Origin of the sequence: Chryseobacterium sp. X308, assembly GCF_020733145.1 — a bacterium.
Lineage (GTDB): Bacteria > Bacteroidota > Bacteroidia > Flavobacteriales > Weeksellaceae > Chryseobacterium > Chryseobacterium cupriresistens.
Genome location: NZ_JAJFZH010000008.1, coordinates 75,121 through 92,143, shown reverse-complemented (window position 1 = coordinate 92,143; position 17,023 = coordinate 75,121). Strand labels below are relative to the sequence as shown.

The window sequence follows — 17,023 nt, the reverse complement described above, 5'->3', positions numbered from 1 at the left end:
ACATTATTGCTCGACCCCTTTTATTCATTAAATGTTAAAGATTTATAGAATGAAAGGATTATTTTTTTTAGGACTTACCGTAGGAGCTGCGGCTTTTATACAGGCTCAGAATAAAGATTCACTAAAAGTTAGGGAAATTGAAGCCGTCAGCTTTACCAAAAGATTGCCTGTAGCAAAAGAAATCATCAATGTACAGAAAGATTTGGACAGCAAAAATCTCGGACAGGATCTTCCTATTCTTTTGAAAAACCAAACCTCAGTTATTTCAACTTCCGATGCCGGAAACGGAGTTGGATATACCGGTTTCAGGATTCGTGGTGTTTCAGGAAGTGCCATCAATGTCATGATGAACGGTGTTCCATACAACGACTCTGAAAGCCAGGGAACTTTTTTTGTCAACGTTCCGGATTTGACAAGTTCTGCCTCACAGATTGTGATTCAGAGAGGAGTAGGAACTTCCAATAACGGGGTTTCTGCCTTCGGAGCAAGTATTAACGTACTTTCTAAGGATCCTGAAGAGAAATTTTATTTTAAAACGGATGACAGCTACGGATCATTTAATACCTACAAATATTCAGCAGAAATAGGTTCCGGGAAATTCTGGAAAAACCGACTTTCCGTGATGGGAAGATATACTCATATTCATTCTGACGGATACATCGACAGAGCTTCATCCAACTTACATTCTTATAATTTCACCGCTTTATTTGAAGAAGGAAATACAAAATTACGTTTAATGGCTTTTGGTGGAAAAGAGAAAACCTATCAGGCATGGAACGGGATTGATCGTAAAACCTGGGAGACTGATCCCAAATTTAATATTTCAGGGGCCATTTACGATTCCAGTTGGGAGAATATTGTAAGTTTCTATGATAATGAAACGGATAATTACAGACAGAATCATTATCAGTTGCTGTGGGAACAGAAATTCAGCGACCGCTGGAATCTTGAAACCACGTTCCACTATACAAAAGGAAAAGGATATTATGAAAACTACAAGCAGGGAGATCCGTTTTCAAGATATAACCTTCCCAATATAACAGAAGGAGGACAAACGATAAAAGCTTCAGACTTTATCAGAAAAAAATGGCTGAACAACGATTTCTACGGAATGGTTTCAACGCTTTACGGGAAATTTGAAAATTTGGATCTGAACTTTGGAGCTGTGGTCAATCAGTATTACGGAAGACACTATGGAAATGTAACAGGAGTATTTTTTCCTCAGATTGATGAAAGTGAATACTACAGAAACCGCTCTGTAAAGAATGAAGTGTCTGGTTTTGGAAAAGCTTTACTAAGATTGGATAATTTTGAATTCTTTGGTGATTTGCAGCTCAGAAAAATCAATTACAACACAAAGATTCTGACGGCTGGTGATGGTGAAGGAGCAGATTTAAGTAAAAACTGGCTGTTCTTTAATCCAAAAGCCGGAGTGAATTACAGAATTGACGGAGGTAAAATATTCCTTTCTTACGCCCACGCCCATCGTGAACCCAACAGAGATGACCTGATGGCCAATAATGATGTGAAAGCTGAAAAGCTTCATGACATTGAGGCCGGTTTCGAAAAACAGTTCGGAATCGTTTCTTTTACTGCGAATGTGTATTATATGTATTATGTGAATCAATTGGTTCTGAACGGAGAATTGAATAACGTAGGGGCATTTATCAGAACAAATTCAGGGAAGAGCTACAGAAGAGGTATTGAGATTGGTGCTTTGGTAAAACTATCCAAACAATGGGAGGTTTCCGGTAACGTAACATTAAGCCAGAACAGAAACCAGGATTTTAATATTCAGAATGGTGATGTTCCTAAAAGCCTTGGAAATACTCAGATTTCATTCTCTCCGAATGTAATTGCCAATGTAGGCTTGAAATTCAATCCTACAAAAAACTTCCAGTTTGCTTTAATGAACCAGTATGTTGGAAAACAATATCTGGACAATACCGAAGATGCCAATCTGCAGCTTAAAGATTATTTCCTTACAGATTTCAATGCTCAATACCAGTTTAAAATTGCCAATAATGAAATTGCATTGAAGCTGTTGGTGAATAACCTGTTCAATAAGAAATATGTTAATAACGGATCTGTTTATGATGGGCAGCCTTATTATTTTTCTCAGGCAGGAACGAACTTTATGTTTGGAGTAAGCTGGAAAATACAGCAATAAATAATGATGTTTTTTATGTAAATACCTAAAACTGATAGAATAAATTGAAGGCCACTAATGTGGTCTTTTTTTTATTCTATAGAGATTTATACTTTGATCTAATCTTGAAAGTAATATATTTGTTATTTAATTAAAAAAACAAATGAAAAAAATTTATTCGCTATTAGTAGTGTTTCTTTTTACTACTATTATTACAGCACAAATACAGGTTACTGTAGAAAGTCCGGGAGTTTGTAAAATCACATATGGAAGCTCGAATAATTATTCTATGTATGATCCGGGAATTGGAAATCCTACATTTTATGTACATTTAATGGTTGATCAGTATAACAATTCACAGAATATTTTATTTGAGGATTCATGGAATAATTCAAATGTAACAATGAATTGGGACTCTTCGGCTAATGCTTATGTAGGATTTGTAAATCTTAATAATAAATTGTTTACCAATACCAATAACGTGATGGCACTTGGAACAACAGTGTATCAGATCAGTTTTGTGTTTAAAGATCTGCAAAACGGTGCTACAAAACAATCTGGTACTATTTCAGTCTTTGTCAATACAACAACTTTGGGAACACTGTCTGTTTCTGATACTAAAGCTGTTAAAACAAAATCCTTTGTTTCGGATGGAAAACTGTATCCCTCAGAAAAAGGAAACCTACTACTTTATATTTATGATTTTAGTGGTAAACTTGTTAAACAGAAGGCTGTTAATGCAGATGGTAATCCAATAGATTTGGATATTTTTCAGAAAGGAAATTATATTTTGTATCTATCTGATATCAATATGAAAGAGATAATTAAGTTCAAATACTAAATTATTAATAACTCAAAAGAAGAAGGCTGCTTTCGCAGTCTTTTTTATATCCATTAAATATTACAAAAAGTCCCGAAAAAGTTATAAATTTGCTGCCAAATGAATATTTCAGCATATATTTTAGAATACTTAAAACAATTTGGAACTGCCACAGTTCCAGGCTTTGGGGTGTTTTCACTGAAAAATTCTAAGGCAATTATCAATTCTGAAAACGGAAGCATCTTACCTCCGGCCAGCCAGATTGAATTTGCCATAGATTATGAAGTCCGGGCTGAAGACCTTACTGCTTTTATTGCAGAACAAAAACAGATGTCTCTGGAAGCTTCAAGAAGTGATCTTAAAATTCAGACTGATTTTTGGAAGAAAAAACTTCAGGCGGAACAGGTTCTTGACATTCAAAACCTTGGAACCGTTTTCATTGAAGAAGGACATACCCATTTCAAAGGAAAGAGGATAGAATCCGGACGTCCGGATTTTTACGGATTGGAAGAAATCAGATTTTCAGATATCAATAACGGGGAAAAAGTAAATGCTTCTGTGAATCGTGAAAAGGATTTTAAATTCAAAAAAACAATTCTTTGGCTTTTCCTTCTGATTATCCCGGTTCTTGGAATTGTATACCTGGCGTTTACCCAGCAGGAACTTCTTTTCGGAAAAAAATCTTTCAATAATGTTTCCGTACAAACTTCTACCCATAGGATCGTAAAAGATACGGTGAAGATGAAAGTACATACTCCGGAAACACCCGTTACAGATTCTTTGAAAAAAGATTCATTAGTAAAACCCGCCGGAAAAGTAAAACAATCTGCTCCGGCTGTCCCAAACAACACTAAGACTAGATGGCAAAAATAAAAAAAGCGTCAGAATCTCTGACTATTATGACCAATATCGTTCTTCCGAACGAAACCAACTCTTTAAGAAACCTTTTCGGTGGTGAACTTCTGGCAAAAATGGACCGTTGTGCGTCTATTTCTGCAGCAAGACACTGCGAAAGAAGAGTAGTAACAGCTTCAGTAAACCACGTATCTTTCAACCATCCGATCCCGGAAGGTGGTGTTGTGGTGTTGGAATCTAAAGTTTCAAGAGCATTTTCTACTTCCATGGAAGTGTATGTAGATGTATGGTTGGATGATCCAATCAACCAGAAGAAAGTTCATACGAATGCCGGAATTTATACTTTCGTTGCAGTAGATGAATTCAACCGTCCGATTCCTATTCCGGAAATGATTCCTGAAACAGATGAGGAGAAAGAAAGATTTGCAGCAGCATTCCGTAGAAAAGAACTTTCATTAATCCTTTCCGGAAGAATGAAACCTTTGGAATCTGTAGAGCTTAAAAAACTATTCCAGGAACCACAGGAGTCTAAGAAAGATAAAAAGTAAAAACTGAAACACAAATAACACGAATGGCTGGCACAAATTTTCACAAATGGTTTGTGTCTGATCAGATGAAAAAATAATATGGATATTTCAGAAAATGATATATCAAAAATAGTCTACGAAGCTGGATATATAGTTCATAAGGCATTAGGACCAGGACTTTTGGAAAGTGCTTATGAAGAATGTCTGTTTTATGAATTAAGTAAACATGATATTCTTGTAGAAAGACAAAAACCGATGCCATTAATGTATGATGAGGTTAAAATGGATGTTGGTTATAGACTTGACTTTTTGATTGAGAAAAAATTTGTATTAGAAATCAAATCGATAGAATCATTACAAGATATTCATCTAGCACAAATACTTACTTATCTTCGCTTAAGTAATTGTAAACTTGGAATGTTGATCAACTTCAATACGCTTCAGTTTAAAAATGGTGTTAAGAGAGTAATTAACGGTACTTTATAATTTGTGCTATTTGTGAAATAAATTAGTGACATTTGTGTTTAAACTATGAAAATACTTCTTTTAGATAAAAACCATCCTCTCATCACTGAACAGCTTTTGGCTAAGAATTTTATCCTGGAAGAGGATTTTACATCGTCTTATGATGAGGTTTGCGATAAAATTGAGAACTACGACGGAATTATCATCAGAAGCCGTATACCATTAGACCAGACTTTTCTGGAGAAAGGGAAGAACCTTAAATTCATTGCAAGAGTAGGGGCCGGAATGGAAAATATTGATATTCCTGTTGCAGAAAAACTGGGAATTCAATTGATCAATTCTCCAGAAGGAAACAGAGATTCCGTGGCCGAACACGTTGTGGGAATGCTTCTGGTGATCATGAACAGGCTTTTTATTTCTTCCCGGGAAGTGAAAAACGGAATCTGGAAACGTGAAGAAAACAGAGGAGATGAGCTGTTGGGAAAAACAGTGGGATTGATTGGCTATGGTAACATGGGAAAAGCTACTGCAAAAAGACTTTCAGGGTTCGGATGTAAGGTGATTTTCCACGATATTCTTCCTGATCTTTCAGATGAATATGCAACACAGGTTTCACTGGAAGAACTGAAACAGTCTGCAGAGGTCGTAAGCCTGCATATTCCTTTAACTTCAGAAACCCACTATCTTATTGACGAAGCTTTCATTGCAGAGATGAAAAACGATTTTTATTTTGTCAATACGGCAAGAGGAAAAAACGTGGAAACTAAAAGTTTAGTAGAAGGAATGAAGTCCGGAAAAGTAAAAGGTGCATGTCTTGATGTACTGGAATATGAAAAATCTTCTTTCGAGAACATTGAATCGGAAAATGAAGATCTGAAATATCTTCTTGAATCGGAGAAAGCCATTGTCACACCCCACATTGCCGGATGGACCCATCAAAGTAAAGAAAAACTGGCTCAGTTTATTGTAGATAAGATTGTAGCTTCGCATTGTTAAGCTAAGCAGTATAAAAAAGAGAAAAAGATGAATTTACGAAGTGAATTCGTCTTTTTTTATTAATTTCGAGTTATTAACTTTTATATAATCATGATCTGGACTCCAATATCCATTGAAGAAATTTTTGAAAAGATTTATTCAACAGAAAAAGATTTAAATGGCCATCTTTTAAATTTTTGGGATTTAATCAAAATAAACCCTGAAAAGTGGTACGAAGAAGAGTACGGACAGGAAGGAGGTGGTTTCTGGGTCGTAGGATTGATAGGTAGAAGAGTAATTTACTACAATGACATTGAAGAAGGATTTAATATTTCAGAGTATTCGGTATATGGAACAATTGATGAGTATTATTGTAACCAGGATGATTTGGATATTACAATTTTAAATCTGTATAGTCTTATTACTTTTAGCGGAAGAATAATAGGGCAAGCAGGTCCTCCCATTGGATAAGTTTTAGATTGTGAGGAAGAGAATTTATTTTCTCAGCTTTTTACTTATTTACTTTCACGATTTTGTCATTTCGCATTTTTAATTCTCTATTCATTTATGTTAAATAATTCATAATATCCACCTCTTGTTTATTATTTATTTTGAGTTTTATTAAATTGCCGCTCATTTTTGAATCTCATGACGACGCGTAATTTTGTACTTATCCTAACTGTTCTTTTATCTATATTTTCCTGTAAAAAAAAGTCTGAAGCTAAAGAAGTTTCTGCTGAAAATGCAACCAATCTGCCCAACTATGGAAATGTAGATCTGGGTGATATTTTTACAAAAGGTGACGGACAGCTTCTGAACAGGCAGACTACCGTAAGCTATATAGACCAGTATTATAAAAAAATATGGGAAGGAGGAGATCTTAGCGGCGGAATTCTTGTTGCCAAAGGAGATGAAATCCTTTACGAAAATTACAGAGGTTTCGGAAGAGAAGGAAATCAGATGCCGATCGACAAAAATACACCGTTGCATGTAGCTTCCGTTTCAAAGACTTTAACGGCAATGGCAATGATGAAGCTGATAGAGGCCGGAAAAATAAAATTAACAGATCATCTTACTCAGTTTTTTCCGGGGTTTCCATACCCGAATGTTACCGTTCAGACTTTGCTGGATCAAAGAAGCGGTCTTCCGAAATACGAATATTTTATCACCAAAATACAGCCTGCTCCGGCAGAACTGTCAAAACCTTTCATTACCAATGAAGATGTTTTGAATATGATTATCAAGTATAAACCAGATCTGGCAAGAGATACGGATACAGGATTCATGTATTGCAATACGAATTTTGCTTTATTGGCTTTATTAATTGAGAAAGTGACTAAAACTCCTTTCCCTCAGGCGATGAAAGAAATGGTTTTCACACCATTGAAAATGAATAACACGTACATCTTCCAGGAAAAAGATATTCCTACCGCTTCACAGTCTTTTTATTATGGAGGAAATAAGTTGTATCCTTTGGACAGACTTGATCTGATTTACGGAGATAAAAATGTGTACACTACGCCAAGAGATTTGTACAACTTCTCAAAAGCAATGTTTTCCAAAAATTTCCTGAAACCGGAACTGATGCAGATGGTATTCACTCCTTACAGCAATGAAAAAGCAGGAATGAATAATTATGGATTAGGATTCAGAATGAAAATATTTGATAATGGCGAGAAGCTGACCTATCACAACGGATGGTGGCATGGTACAAACTCTGTATTTGCACATCTTTTAAAATCTAAGGTTACCATTGTAGCTATTGGAAATAAATATTCAAACAAAGTATATACGGCTCTTGCATTGTCCGGTTTATTCGAAGATTTCCCTTTGCAGAAGGAAAAGCTGCATACCGTTATGCACGACAATAAAGATACTTTGAATTCCGGACAGGAAGTTTTTGGAGAATAATGTTTACTTTTGCCTAAACATTTTCATGAAAAGGTTTCTTTTATTACTCATTATCTGTTTTCTTGTACATTCATGTGCAAGAGTAGGATCTCCTGTCGGAGGGCCTAAAGATACCCTGGCACCCAAGTTTTTAAGCTCAAACATTGATACAACAAGAATCAATGTCAAAAGAGATATTCGTGAACTCCGTCTGGATTTTGATGAATATGTGACATTGAAGGATATCAATAAAAACCTGATTATTTCACCTCCTATTAAAGGAATAACGAGAATACTTCCATCGAATATTGCCAACAAATTTGTTCTGATTCAGTGGACAGATACCCTTCAGGCCAATACCACCTATAATTTCAATTTTGGAAATTCAATTGTTGATAATAACGAATCTAATATACTGAGGTATTTCAATTTTGCTTTTTCCACAGGAGACAAACTGGATGATTTGTATATCAGCGGTGAAGTAAAGGATGCACTCGATACCAAAAAGAAAGAGGGAACGACAGCAGAAAATAAACTAGTGGTAGGATTGTATCAGGTAAAAGATACAATGGATTACAAGAAAAAGCCTTACTATATCACTAAGGTAGATGAAGATGGATATTATGAATTAAACTATCTGACTCCTGGAAAATATAAAATTATCGCTTTCGAAGACGAGAACGGAAATTCTATGTACGATCCGGGAAAGGAAAAAGTAGGATTCCAGAAAGATCCGGTCAATGTTGAGAAATCCATTTCAGGATTAAACTTAAAAGTATACCCTTCCAAAAAACCGGTGAAGTATGTAGAAATGAAAGAGATAGCGGGAGGAGTTCTGATGACCTTTGAAGGAAATCCTGATGAAGTAAAAGTACAGTCGCTGAACGAGAAACTGAAGGATGTCAAAATAACACACAATCCGAAATCAGACTCGGTGAGAATCTGGTTTGATGCTGTAAAAGATAATGTAGGGCAGGAAGCGAATGAAAAGCTGATCTTCACCCATAATAAAGGCCCGAAAAAAGACAGTGCCTACAGCGTTTCTTTATTTTACAGATATAATAAGAAAAACGCTATGGATGTCTTTAGTGATAACGACGGAACTTCTATCGCTCCAAAGGCAGATCTGAAAATTGCATCAAACTATATTGTTGATAAAATTGACCCTTCAAAATGGACTTTAAGAGCCAAAGGAGACAGTTTAACAACTTTACCGTTCACTGCTAAAATTTCCGAAACAAATCCTTATCAGATCCATGTTCAATCCGACTTTGTGATGGGAAAAAGCTATGAGCTTACTGTTCCTAAGGAAACCGTATCTTCATTCTATGCCAAAAATACCCAATCAAAGCGTTTTGACTTTGATGTCGCCAAAGTAGATCAGTTTGGAAGTGTTGAGTTCTCTGTTTCCAATGCGCCGGAAGCAAATTATTGGATTCAGTTAATGGATTCTGACAAGGTAGCTTACCAGAAATATACCAAAGGAGATAAGGTAAAGTTTGATATACTCAGACCTGGAGAATATGTCGTAAGGATTCTGGTGGATAATAACGGAAATAAATATTGGGACGAAGCAGATTTCGCGAATGATATTTTTGCTGAAGATGCTTATATATTCTATAAAAAAGTTATTGTCAGAGCCTTATGGGAAACGAGAGAGGACTGGGATCTGAAAGATACCAGAACACTTGATAGTCCAAAATCACCAACTGTAACAACACCAGCTCCGGCACCTGCCATTCCATCTCCGTCAGAAACTCCGGTGTCTGCAGAACCTGCAGCAACGAAGCAAGTACAGAAAAAAGAATTTAAATCCGGTAATGCTGTTTTAACTCCAGCTAAGTAAGCAGATGAAGACGGCTAAGAAAATAGTATTCTGGACATTGGTGGCGTTTGCCCTGATTCAGTTTTTCCCTGTTGACAGGGTGAATAAACCCGTTGATTCTGCGGTTAACTTTGTTGATTCAAGGAAATCACCGGAAAAGATCAGAACGCTGCTTAAAAACGCCTGTTATGACTGCCATTCCAATGAAACGGTTTATCCGAAATATGCTTTTATCGCACCCATTTCATGGTCTGTAAAAAGCCATGTGAATGAAGGCAGGGAACATCTTAATTTTTCTACCTGGGGAACTTATAATAAGGATTTGAAGGAGAATATGCTGACTAAGTCCATTCAGACCATTCAGAATAAAACAATGCCGATGCCCGGTTATATTGTTTATCACAAAGAAGCCAATCTTTCAGAAGCTGAAAGAGCATTGCTGATTCAGTATTTTGAAGAAATGCTGAAGACTAAAACCTATTAGTTTCCACCATAAAAAAACTCCCGCAGATTTTACAAACCAAGCATATTGTTTTAAACAATGATCTGCCTGATCTGTAAAATCTGCGGGAGAATATTTTACAAAAATTATTTCTTTACATAACTCTCGAAAAATCTCTTCTGAGAATCGAAAGCGATATCTTCAAGATCCAGATCCTGTAAAGGAATCCAGACTGCTTCTGAGATTTCAGAGAGTTCAAGACTTACCTCAAATTTTTCCGGAACATTGTATTCATAAAAGAGATCGATCGTATTGTAGTCAATTTCCTTATATTGATAAATGTTGGGAAGGCTGGTAAGGTATTTCAGGTTGGAAATATCGATATCAAGCTGAAGTTCTTCAAAAAGTTCTCTTTTACAGGTTTCCTCTGCACTTTCCTTAGGGTCAACAAATCCTCCGGCCAGGTCAAGTTTTCCTTTTTTAGGATCTCTGTTTCTTCTGGTAAGATAAATTTCGTCTCCACATCTGATGACAACTGCTACAGCACCTGCCACATTATTATACAAGGTAAAACCACATTCCGGGCAGCTCCATTTCTTTTCACCATCCCAGTGTAAGGACTCCCTGCCGCAGCTTGGGCAATATTTCAATAGTTTCATTGAGCAATATTAATATTTCTCGGGTGATAACTCAAAATAACATCCCTTAATTCTTCTGTTTTCAGATGCGTGTAGATCTCCGTTGTTGTAATACTGGAATGTCCCAGCATTTCCTGAATATAACGTAAATCTGCTCCATTCTGTAATAAATGGGTTGCAAATGAGTGTCTGAATGTGTGTGGCGATATTTTTTTGTTAACCCCTGCTTTATCTGTAAGTTCTTTAATAATAAGAAATACGATTACCCTGGACATAGAAGTCCCACGGCTGTTCAAAAACAGGGTATCTTCATATTTCTTATTGATTTTACCTTTAGAACGAACCTCTTTGATATAACTTTCAAGCAGATCAGCCGTATAATCAGCTAAAGGAACAAAACGGGTTTTGTTTCCTTTTCCGTGTACCTTGATGTATTGCTCTTTGAAGTTGATATTGGATATCTTCAGATCAATCAGTTCAGAAACACGAAGTCCGCAGCCATATAGAACCTCTATGATGCATTGGTTTCTTTTTCCAAGATCTGTATTCACCTCAATAGCAGCAATAATTTTGTTGATATCAGGCAGGCTTAAAGTATCAGGTAGATATAATCCCAGTTTAGGGCCTTCAAGTAACGCCGCAGGATTGTCTTCACGATATTCATCCTCCAGCAGAAATTTGAAGAAAGCTTTGATGGAAGATATCCATCTTGCCTGTGATCTCTCACTGAATTTCTGTTTGGAAAGATTGAAAATGTATTCCTGCAGGTTTTCGTAACCGATGGAGTCTGGACCGACGTTTTCCAGATCCTCTTCTGCGTAATCTTTTAATTTCTTAATGTCCCGAACATAGGCGTCGAGCGTGTTTTCTGAAAAATTTCTTTCGAAACGAAGAAATATTTCAAAATCTTTGATCTTTTCATCCCAAGTCATTTGTGCTTATTTTTTTAGTTCACAGTCCGATATTTGTTCTATTTCAATGTTATGGTTTCTCAGGAACGATATTCCATCGTCATCCGAATACTCATTAATATACACCAGTCTCGTAATCCCGGCCTGCAGAATCAGCTTGCTGCATTCTTTACAGGGAGAAAGCGTCAAATATAACGTTGCCCCTTTTGCAGATTGGGTAGAGGCAGCCAGCTTTAATATAGCGTTGGCCTCCGCATGCAATACATACCAGTGTGTTTTCCCGTCTTCATCTTCACAGCAGTTTTCGAATCCCGAAGGAGTCCCGTTGTAACCATCTGAAATAATCATCCTATCTTTTACGATAAGAGCACCCACCTGTTTTCTCTTACAGTAGGAGAGTTTTGCCCATTCCTGAGCCATTTTTAGATAAGCTTTATCAAACTTATTCATACCGCAGCATTGTTTTTTTTCGAAATAATTTGGATTAAAATCTTTTAGAAAGATTTAGAAGTTAGGTTTTCTCTTCTCTAGAAACGCAGTAACTCCTTCTTTCTTATCTTCCATTTCAAAAAGTTCTCCGAAATATTTGATTTCAGTTTCAAAACCTTTCTCCGTATCCGATAAATTCACGGCGTTTATAGCCTTCGATATTGCCATTGGTGAATTGTAGGCAATCGTGTTTGCTAATTCTCTCGTTTTGGTTAATAATTCTTCAATAGGGTAAACTTCATTCACCAGTCCGATTTCTTTTGCTTTTTGAGCCAGAATCATTTTGGCTGAGAAGATCATTTCATTGGCAATACCTTTTCCTACAAGCTTGGGAAGCCTCTGAGTTCCTCCATATCCCGGAATCAATCCAAGCGTTACTTCAGGAAGCCCTAATCTGGCGTTTTCCGATGCATATCTGATGTGGCATGCCATAGCAAGCTCCAAACCTCCTCCTAATGCGAAACCGTTTACGGCTGCAATGACAGGTTTAGACATGTTTTCAATTTTGTTGAACAATGTATTTTGTCCGTTTCTTGCAAGTTCTTCAGCTTTTTCCTGTCCGAATTCACTGAATTCCTTGATATCCGCTCCCGCTACGAAAGATTTTTCTCCACTTCCGGTAAGGATAATGACTCTGCATGAAGTATCAGCATTAAGCTCATCCAGTGCGGTGCTGATTTCCTGAATTGTTTTTGCATTTAAAGCATTTAAACTCTCAGGTCTGTTTATGGTAATGATAGATAATTTATCTTCTTTTTTTAATAATATGTTCTCGTAACTCATTTTTCCACTTTAAAATATCATCCTTTGCAAATTATGAATTTTTTACAAAAAAAAGGAAAAAATATTATTTTTTTTTCCTTTTTTTTTATTTATCATTCAATATGATTATTTGGAATGATTCATCATATTTGCATCAATATTGACATTTAGCTGAGAAGCCACTTTCATGCCAAGCTCAATGTTGGCACGGAAAAAGTGACATAGCTGCCGGTTGATAATCTCGTCTCTTTTCGGCCCGGTGATACCATTCATGCTGCCTACAATATTTTTGATCAAATGATCTCTGTCATCTGCATTCATAGCTTTTGAATATAACAGTCCCGGTTGAGTATAGTGATCACTGTCATTGTCATTTCTGTTGTAGCTGGCAACATGAGCACTGTCCAGCTCATATTCGTAGTTTTTATAAGATGAATCTGGCTTGATGTCATCAAAACTGTTCGGGTGATAATTCGGTTTATCCTGATAGTGGCTTGAATCTGCCATAAAACCGTCTCTTTGGTAATTGTTGACAGCAAAAGGACATCTGTTCACTTCCAGCTGATGAGCGTTAACTCCCACTCTGTAACGGTGAGCATCAGGGTAGGAGAATAATCTTCCCTGCAGCATTTTGTCCGGTGAGAAGCTGATTCCGTTAATTAAGCTGCTAGGTGAAAAAGTAGACTGTTCTACATGGGCGAAATAATTAACAGGTATTTCGTTAAGCTCCATTTCGCCTACTTCAATCAGAGGGAAATCATCATGGAACCATACTTTGGTGACATCAAACGGATTCCATCTGAAATCTTTTGCCTGTTCTTCTGTCATCACCTGAATGTACATCGTCCATTTAGGGAAATCCCCATTTTCAATAGCGTTGCAAAGATCTTCCTGAGCAAAATCAGGATTTTCTCCAGCCATTTTTACAGCTTCTTCATCTGTGAAGTTTTTTACTCCCTGTTTTGTTTTAAAATGGAATTTCACCCACACCCTTTCATTTTTATCATTGATCATGGAGAATGTATGAGATCCGAAACCATGCATATGTCTGTAACCATATGGAGTTCCTCTGTCTGACATTAAGATCAGAACCTGATGAAGCGATTCCGGATTCAAGCTCCAGAAATCCCACATCATCGTGGCGCTTTTTAAATTGGTTTTCGGGACTCTTTTCTGAGTATGAATAAAATCCGGGAATTTTTTTGCATCCTTAATAAAGAACACGGGCGTATTGTTTCCTACAAGATCCCAGTTCCCGTCTTCAGTATAAAATTTTAAGGCAAAACCTCTTGGATCCCTTGCCGTGTCTGCGCTTCCTTTTTCACCTCCCACCGTGGAAAATCTTGCGAACATTCTGCACGAGTTTCCTACTTTTGAAAACAGTTTTGCTTTCGTGTACTGGCTGATATCATGCGTTACGGTGAAAGTTCCGTACGCTCCGCTTCCTTTGGCATGCACAATCCTTTCAGGAATTCTTTCCCTAACGAAATGCGCAAGATTCTCCTGAAGAATAAAGTCCTGCAGCAATACCGGGCCTCTTGGTCCTACCGTCTGTGAATCCTGATGTTCAAAATAAGGTGCGCCGTTACTCAACGTTAATTTTTTAGAATCCATATAATTGATGATTTGAATAATTGTTTCTTTTTCCTAAATCCAGTGTAAAGGTAATGAATATCAAATTTACTTGAATTTTTAATTGCTAATAGCAAAAACGTTATATCTTTGTAATAGATAATATTAATCAAATGAACATTCAGCAACTGGAGTATCTTATCGCTGTAGATAAGTATAAACATTTTGGTAAGGCCGCTCAGGCGTGTTTTATTACCCAACCTACGTTAAGTGCCATGATACAGAAATTTGAGGATGAACTGGATGTAAAGGTTTTCGACAGAACTACCCACCCGATCCGTACCACGGATGTAGGTCTCCAGATTATTGATCAGGCAAAGGTAATTATTGAGTCTGTCAATGAGCTGAAAAACAAAGCCAACCTTTTGAACAATATTTTAGGAGGTACCATCAATCTGGGAATCATTCCTACCGTTTCTTCTTTCATCCTGCCAACGGAAATTTTCAAATTCCTTGAAGATAATCCGAAAATTCAGATGAATGTAAAAGAAATGACAACTGATAATATTATTAAAGCTCTGAAAGCAGGAGAACTGGATGCGGGAATTATCTCTACTCCTTATGATACGGCTGACGAGTTTTATCAGGATTTCCTGTTCAACGAGGAATTGATGATTTACAGCTCCAATACAGAGGCCAATAAAAAGAATTCTTACATCATTCCGGAAGATCTGAATGTGGAGAAAGTATGGCTTCTTGAAGAAGGAAACTGCCTGAGAAATCAGTTTGAAAATATCTGCCACCTGAAAGAAAATACCCTGAAGCCTAAAAATTTGGATTTCCTGGCTTCCAATATCCAGACCCTGGTACACATGGTTGATAAAGTAGGAGGAATCAGTATTCTTCCGGAACTGGCATTGAGCCAGCTTTCAGAAGAGCAGAAGAAAAATGTTTTCAGATTCAAAAAACCTTTCCCTTACAGAGAAATCAGTATTATTTATTATAAGCCTACATTTAAGCAAAAAATAATTGATGAATTGTCACATTCTATCAAAACTTCTTTAGAGCTTAAGCTGAATTACCACGAAAGTCCGAAAGAATTTGTAAGTATAAAGCCTCAGTAATGGAAATGCTTTAAAGTGATAGAAATCATCAATTTAAATAAAATTGTAATTAGTAAACAAAATTTTTGAGTATTAGGAAAATAGTACTTAAATTTGCTGACGTTTATTACGAGGAAAAATTTGACCTGATTGCAACCTCTATAAAAAAATGCTAAAACAGTATTCTTTTTTCTGGGCAATTTCATTCATATTTTTCGCAAACACTATTTTAAATCTTTAAAAACAAAAGAATTATATGTCTTATTTATTTACATCTGAATCAGTTTCAGAAGGACATCCGGATAAAATTGCCGACCAAATTTCCGATGCATTAATCGACCATTTCTTAGCATATGATAAAGATTCAAAAGTAGCATGTGAAACTCTTGTAACTACCGGACAGGTGGTATTGGCAGGAGAAGTAAAATCAGATGCTTACCTTGATGTACAGACTATTGCCAGAGAAGTAATCAACGGTATCGGATATACAAAAGGAGAATATATGTTCAATGGAGACTCTTGTGGGGTTATTTCTGCAATCCATGAACAGTCGCCAGATATCAACCAGGGTGTTGACAGAGCCGTAAATGATGAGTCTTTTGAAGCTAAAGCAAATGCACAGGGAGCTGGGGACCAGGGAATGATGTTCGGTTATGCCACTAATGAGACGGCTAATTATATGCCGCTTGCACTGGATCTTGCCCACACGATCCTTAAAGAACTTTCTGCTATCAGAAGAGAAAATAAGGAGATCACTTATCTTCGTCCGGATGCAAAAAGCCAGGTAACGATTGAGTATTCTGATGATCATAAGCCTATCAGAATTGATTCTATTGTAGTTTCTACTCAGCACGATGACTTTGGTACGGAAGAAGAAATGTTGAACAAGATCCGTGAGGATATCAAAAATATTCTGGTTCCAAGAGTTGTTGCACAGCAAACTGAAGAAATCAAAGCTTTATTTAACGATCAGATCAAATATCACATCAATCCTACAGGGAAATTTGTAATCGGAGGACCTCACGGAGATACCGGTCTTACAGGGAGAAAAATCATTGTAGATACTTACGGTGGTAAAGGAGCTCACGGTGGTGGTGCTTTCTCCGGAAAAGATCCTTCCAAAGTAGACAGAAGTGCGGCGTATGCAACAAGGCATATTGCTAAAAACCTGGTGGCGGCAGGAGTAGCGGATGAAGTTCTGGTACAGGTTTCTTATGCCATTGGAGTAGCTGAACCTTGTGGTTTGTATATCAATACTTACGGAACTGCAAAAGTGGATCTTCATGATGGGGATATCGCGAAAAAAGTTTCTGCTATTTTCGATTTAAGACCTTATGCTATTGAGCAGAATTTAAAATTAAGAAACCCGATTTATCAGGAAACCGCTTCTTACGGACACATGGGTAAAGAGCATTATGTAGCTGATAAAACTTTCAATAAAGGTCATAAGAATGAGATTACGTTAAAAGATCTTGAGTTCTTTACCTGGGAGAAACTTGACAAAGTAGAAGAAATTAAAGCCGCTTTTGGAATTTAATTTCTCTTTAAAGAATAATAATGAACTGCTTTATCTTTGGATAAGGCAGTTTTTTTTAATTTT

The 17,023-nt window shown here is 36.7% G+C and carries 17 protein-coding genes; 12 read left to right on the top strand and 5 right to left on the bottom strand.

The window, feature by feature from the left end; translation table 11 throughout:
- Window positions 1-49: 49 nt before the first annotated feature.
- The 10 genes from LIV57_RS11100 (at window position 50) to LIV57_RS11055 (ending at window position 9,990) form a co-directional block, all read left to right on the top strand.
- A complete protein-coding gene (locus tag LIV57_RS11100) occupies window positions 50-2,170 on the top strand; it encodes a TonB-dependent receptor (protein ID WP_227942628.1) in 2,121 nt (706 codons plus the stop codon).
- Window positions 2,171-2,312: 142 nt separating this feature from the next.
- Window positions 2,313-2,990, top strand: coding sequence for a T9SS type A sorting domain-containing protein (locus LIV57_RS11095; RefSeq protein WP_227942627.1), 678 nt, complete (start codon window positions 2,313-2,315; stop codon window positions 2,988-2,990).
- A gap of 99 nt (window positions 2,991-3,089) precedes the next feature.
- Entirely contained in the window at window positions 3,090-3,842 is a 753-nt protein-coding gene (locus tag LIV57_RS11090; protein WP_137904773.1) for a hypothetical protein, read from the top strand.
- Window positions 3,830-4,372 (top strand): acyl-CoA thioesterase, encoded by a 543-nt coding sequence (locus LIV57_RS11085; RefSeq protein ID WP_002983813.1) that lies wholly within the window; start codon window positions 3,830-3,832, stop codon window positions 4,370-4,372. The genes LIV57_RS11090 and LIV57_RS11085 overlap by 13 nt, the downstream gene beginning before the upstream one ends.
- 78 nt (window positions 4,373-4,450) lie before the next feature.
- Complete coding sequence (locus tag LIV57_RS11080) at window positions 4,451-4,837, top strand: GxxExxY protein (protein WP_262908323.1); 387 nt, start codon at window positions 4,451-4,453, stop codon at window positions 4,835-4,837.
- Window positions 4,838-4,882: 45 nt separating this feature from the next.
- Complete coding sequence (locus LIV57_RS11075) at window positions 4,883-5,812, top strand: 2-hydroxyacid dehydrogenase (RefSeq protein ID WP_227942626.1); 930 nt, start codon at window positions 4,883-4,885, stop codon at window positions 5,810-5,812.
- Window positions 5,813-5,902: 90 nt separating this feature from the next.
- A complete protein-coding gene (locus LIV57_RS11070; protein ID WP_227942625.1) occupies window positions 5,903-6,262 on the top strand; it encodes a hypothetical protein in 360 nt (119 codons plus the stop codon).
- Window positions 6,263-6,439: 177 nt separating this feature from the next.
- Entirely contained in the window at window positions 6,440-7,702 is a 1,263-nt protein-coding gene (locus LIV57_RS11065; RefSeq protein ID WP_227942624.1) for a serine hydrolase domain-containing protein, read from the top strand.
- A gap of 25 nt (window positions 7,703-7,727) precedes the next feature.
- Window positions 7,728-9,527, top strand: a complete 1,800-nt coding sequence (locus LIV57_RS11060; protein WP_227942623.1) for an Ig-like domain-containing protein — start codon at window positions 7,728-7,730, stop codon at window positions 9,525-9,527.
- Between the two features lie 4 nt (window positions 9,528-9,531).
- Window positions 9,532-9,990: a heme-binding domain-containing protein gene (locus LIV57_RS11055; RefSeq protein ID WP_227942622.1), complete on the top strand. Its 459-nt coding sequence runs from the start codon at window positions 9,532-9,534 to the stop codon at window positions 9,988-9,990.
- A 104-nt stretch (window positions 9,991-10,094) separates the two neighbouring features.
- On the opposite strand, the gene LIV57_RS11050 is transcribed toward LIV57_RS11055, so the two are convergent.
- From LIV57_RS11050 to LIV57_RS11030, 5 genes are all read right to left on the bottom strand, one after another.
- On the bottom strand, window positions 10,095-10,607 hold the full coding sequence (locus LIV57_RS11050) for an NUDIX hydrolase (RefSeq protein WP_227942621.1): 513 nt from the start codon (window positions 10,605-10,607) through the stop codon (window positions 10,095-10,097).
- A complete protein-coding gene (gene xerD, locus LIV57_RS11045) occupies window positions 10,604-11,518 on the bottom strand; it encodes a site-specific tyrosine recombinase XerD (protein ID WP_110009878.1) in 915 nt (304 codons plus the stop codon). The genes LIV57_RS11050 and xerD overlap by 4 nt, the downstream gene beginning before the upstream one ends.
- A gap of 6 nt (window positions 11,519-11,524) precedes the next feature.
- Window positions 11,525-11,947, bottom strand: a complete 423-nt coding sequence (locus tag LIV57_RS11040) for a deoxycytidylate deaminase (protein ID WP_007844123.1) — start codon at window positions 11,945-11,947, stop codon at window positions 11,525-11,527.
- Window positions 11,948-12,001: 54 nt separating this feature from the next.
- A complete protein-coding gene (locus LIV57_RS11035; protein WP_110009877.1) occupies window positions 12,002-12,769 on the bottom strand; it encodes an enoyl-CoA hydratase/isomerase family protein in 768 nt (255 codons plus the stop codon).
- Window positions 12,770-12,874: 105 nt separating this feature from the next.
- On the bottom strand, window positions 12,875-14,362 hold the full coding sequence (locus LIV57_RS11030; RefSeq protein ID WP_227942620.1) for a catalase: 1,488 nt from the start codon (window positions 14,360-14,362) through the stop codon (window positions 12,875-12,877).
- Window positions 14,363-14,493: 131 nt separating this feature from the next.
- Between LIV57_RS11030 and LIV57_RS11025 the strand changes: the two genes are divergently transcribed.
- Together LIV57_RS11025 and metK are read left to right on the top strand one after the other, a co-directional pair.
- A complete protein-coding gene (locus tag LIV57_RS11025) occupies window positions 14,494-15,444 on the top strand; it encodes a LysR substrate-binding domain-containing protein (RefSeq protein WP_047428937.1) in 951 nt (316 codons plus the stop codon).
- Window positions 15,445-15,679: 235 nt separating this feature from the next.
- Entirely contained in the window at window positions 15,680-16,960 is a 1,281-nt protein-coding gene (metK, locus tag LIV57_RS11020; RefSeq protein WP_110009876.1) for a methionine adenosyltransferase, read from the top strand.
- The last annotated feature ends 63 nt before the right edge of the window (window positions 16,961-17,023 follow it).

Excerpts from the sequence above, each read along its gene's own strand:
- LIV57_RS11070 (WP_227942625.1), top strand. The coding sequence starts at position 5,903 with ATGATCTGGACTCCAATATCCATTGAAGAAATTTTTGAAAAGATTTAT.
- LIV57_RS11050 (WP_227942621.1), bottom strand. The coding sequence starts at position 10,607 with ATGAAACTATTGAAATATTGCCCAAGCTGCGGCAGGGAGTCCTTACAC.
- LIV57_RS11095 (WP_227942627.1), top strand. The coding sequence starts at position 2,313 with ATGAAAAAAATTTATTCGCTATTAGTAGTGTTTCTTTTTACTACTATT.
- metK (WP_110009876.1), top strand. The coding sequence starts at position 15,680 with ATGTCTTATTTATTTACATCTGAATCAGTTTCAGAAGGACATCCGGAT.
- xerD (WP_110009878.1), bottom strand. The coding sequence starts at position 11,518 with ATGACTTGGGATGAAAAGATCAAAGATTTTGAAATATTTCTTCGTTTC.
- LIV57_RS11055 (WP_227942622.1), top strand. The coding sequence starts at position 9,532 with ATGAAGACGGCTAAGAAAATAGTATTCTGGACATTGGTGGCGTTTGCC.
- LIV57_RS11085 (WP_002983813.1), top strand. The coding sequence starts at position 3,830 with ATGGCAAAAATAAAAAAAGCGTCAGAATCTCTGACTATTATGACCAAT.
- LIV57_RS11090 (WP_137904773.1), top strand. The coding sequence starts at position 3,090 with ATGAATATTTCAGCATATATTTTAGAATACTTAAAACAATTTGGAACT.
- LIV57_RS11035 (WP_110009877.1), bottom strand. The coding sequence starts at position 12,769 with ATGAGTTACGAGAACATATTATTAAAAAAAGAAGATAAATTATCTATC.
- LIV57_RS11080 (WP_262908323.1), top strand. The coding sequence starts at position 4,451 with ATGGATATTTCAGAAAATGATATATCAAAAATAGTCTACGAAGCTGGA.
- LIV57_RS11065 (WP_227942624.1), top strand. The coding sequence starts at position 6,440 with ATGACGACGCGTAATTTTGTACTTATCCTAACTGTTCTTTTATCTATA.
- LIV57_RS11030 (WP_227942620.1), bottom strand. The coding sequence starts at position 14,362 with ATGGATTCTAAAAAATTAACGTTGAGTAACGGCGCACCTTATTTTGAA.
- LIV57_RS11025 (WP_047428937.1), top strand. The coding sequence starts at position 14,494 with ATGAACATTCAGCAACTGGAGTATCTTATCGCTGTAGATAAGTATAAA.
- LIV57_RS11040 (WP_007844123.1), bottom strand. The coding sequence starts at position 11,947 with ATGAATAAGTTTGATAAAGCTTATCTAAAAATGGCTCAGGAATGGGCA.
- LIV57_RS11100 (WP_227942628.1), top strand. The coding sequence starts at position 50 with ATGAAAGGATTATTTTTTTTAGGACTTACCGTAGGAGCTGCGGCTTTT.
- LIV57_RS11075 (WP_227942626.1), top strand. The coding sequence starts at position 4,883 with ATGAAAATACTTCTTTTAGATAAAAACCATCCTCTCATCACTGAACAG.
- LIV57_RS11060 (WP_227942623.1), top strand. The coding sequence starts at position 7,728 with ATGAAAAGGTTTCTTTTATTACTCATTATCTGTTTTCTTGTACATTCA.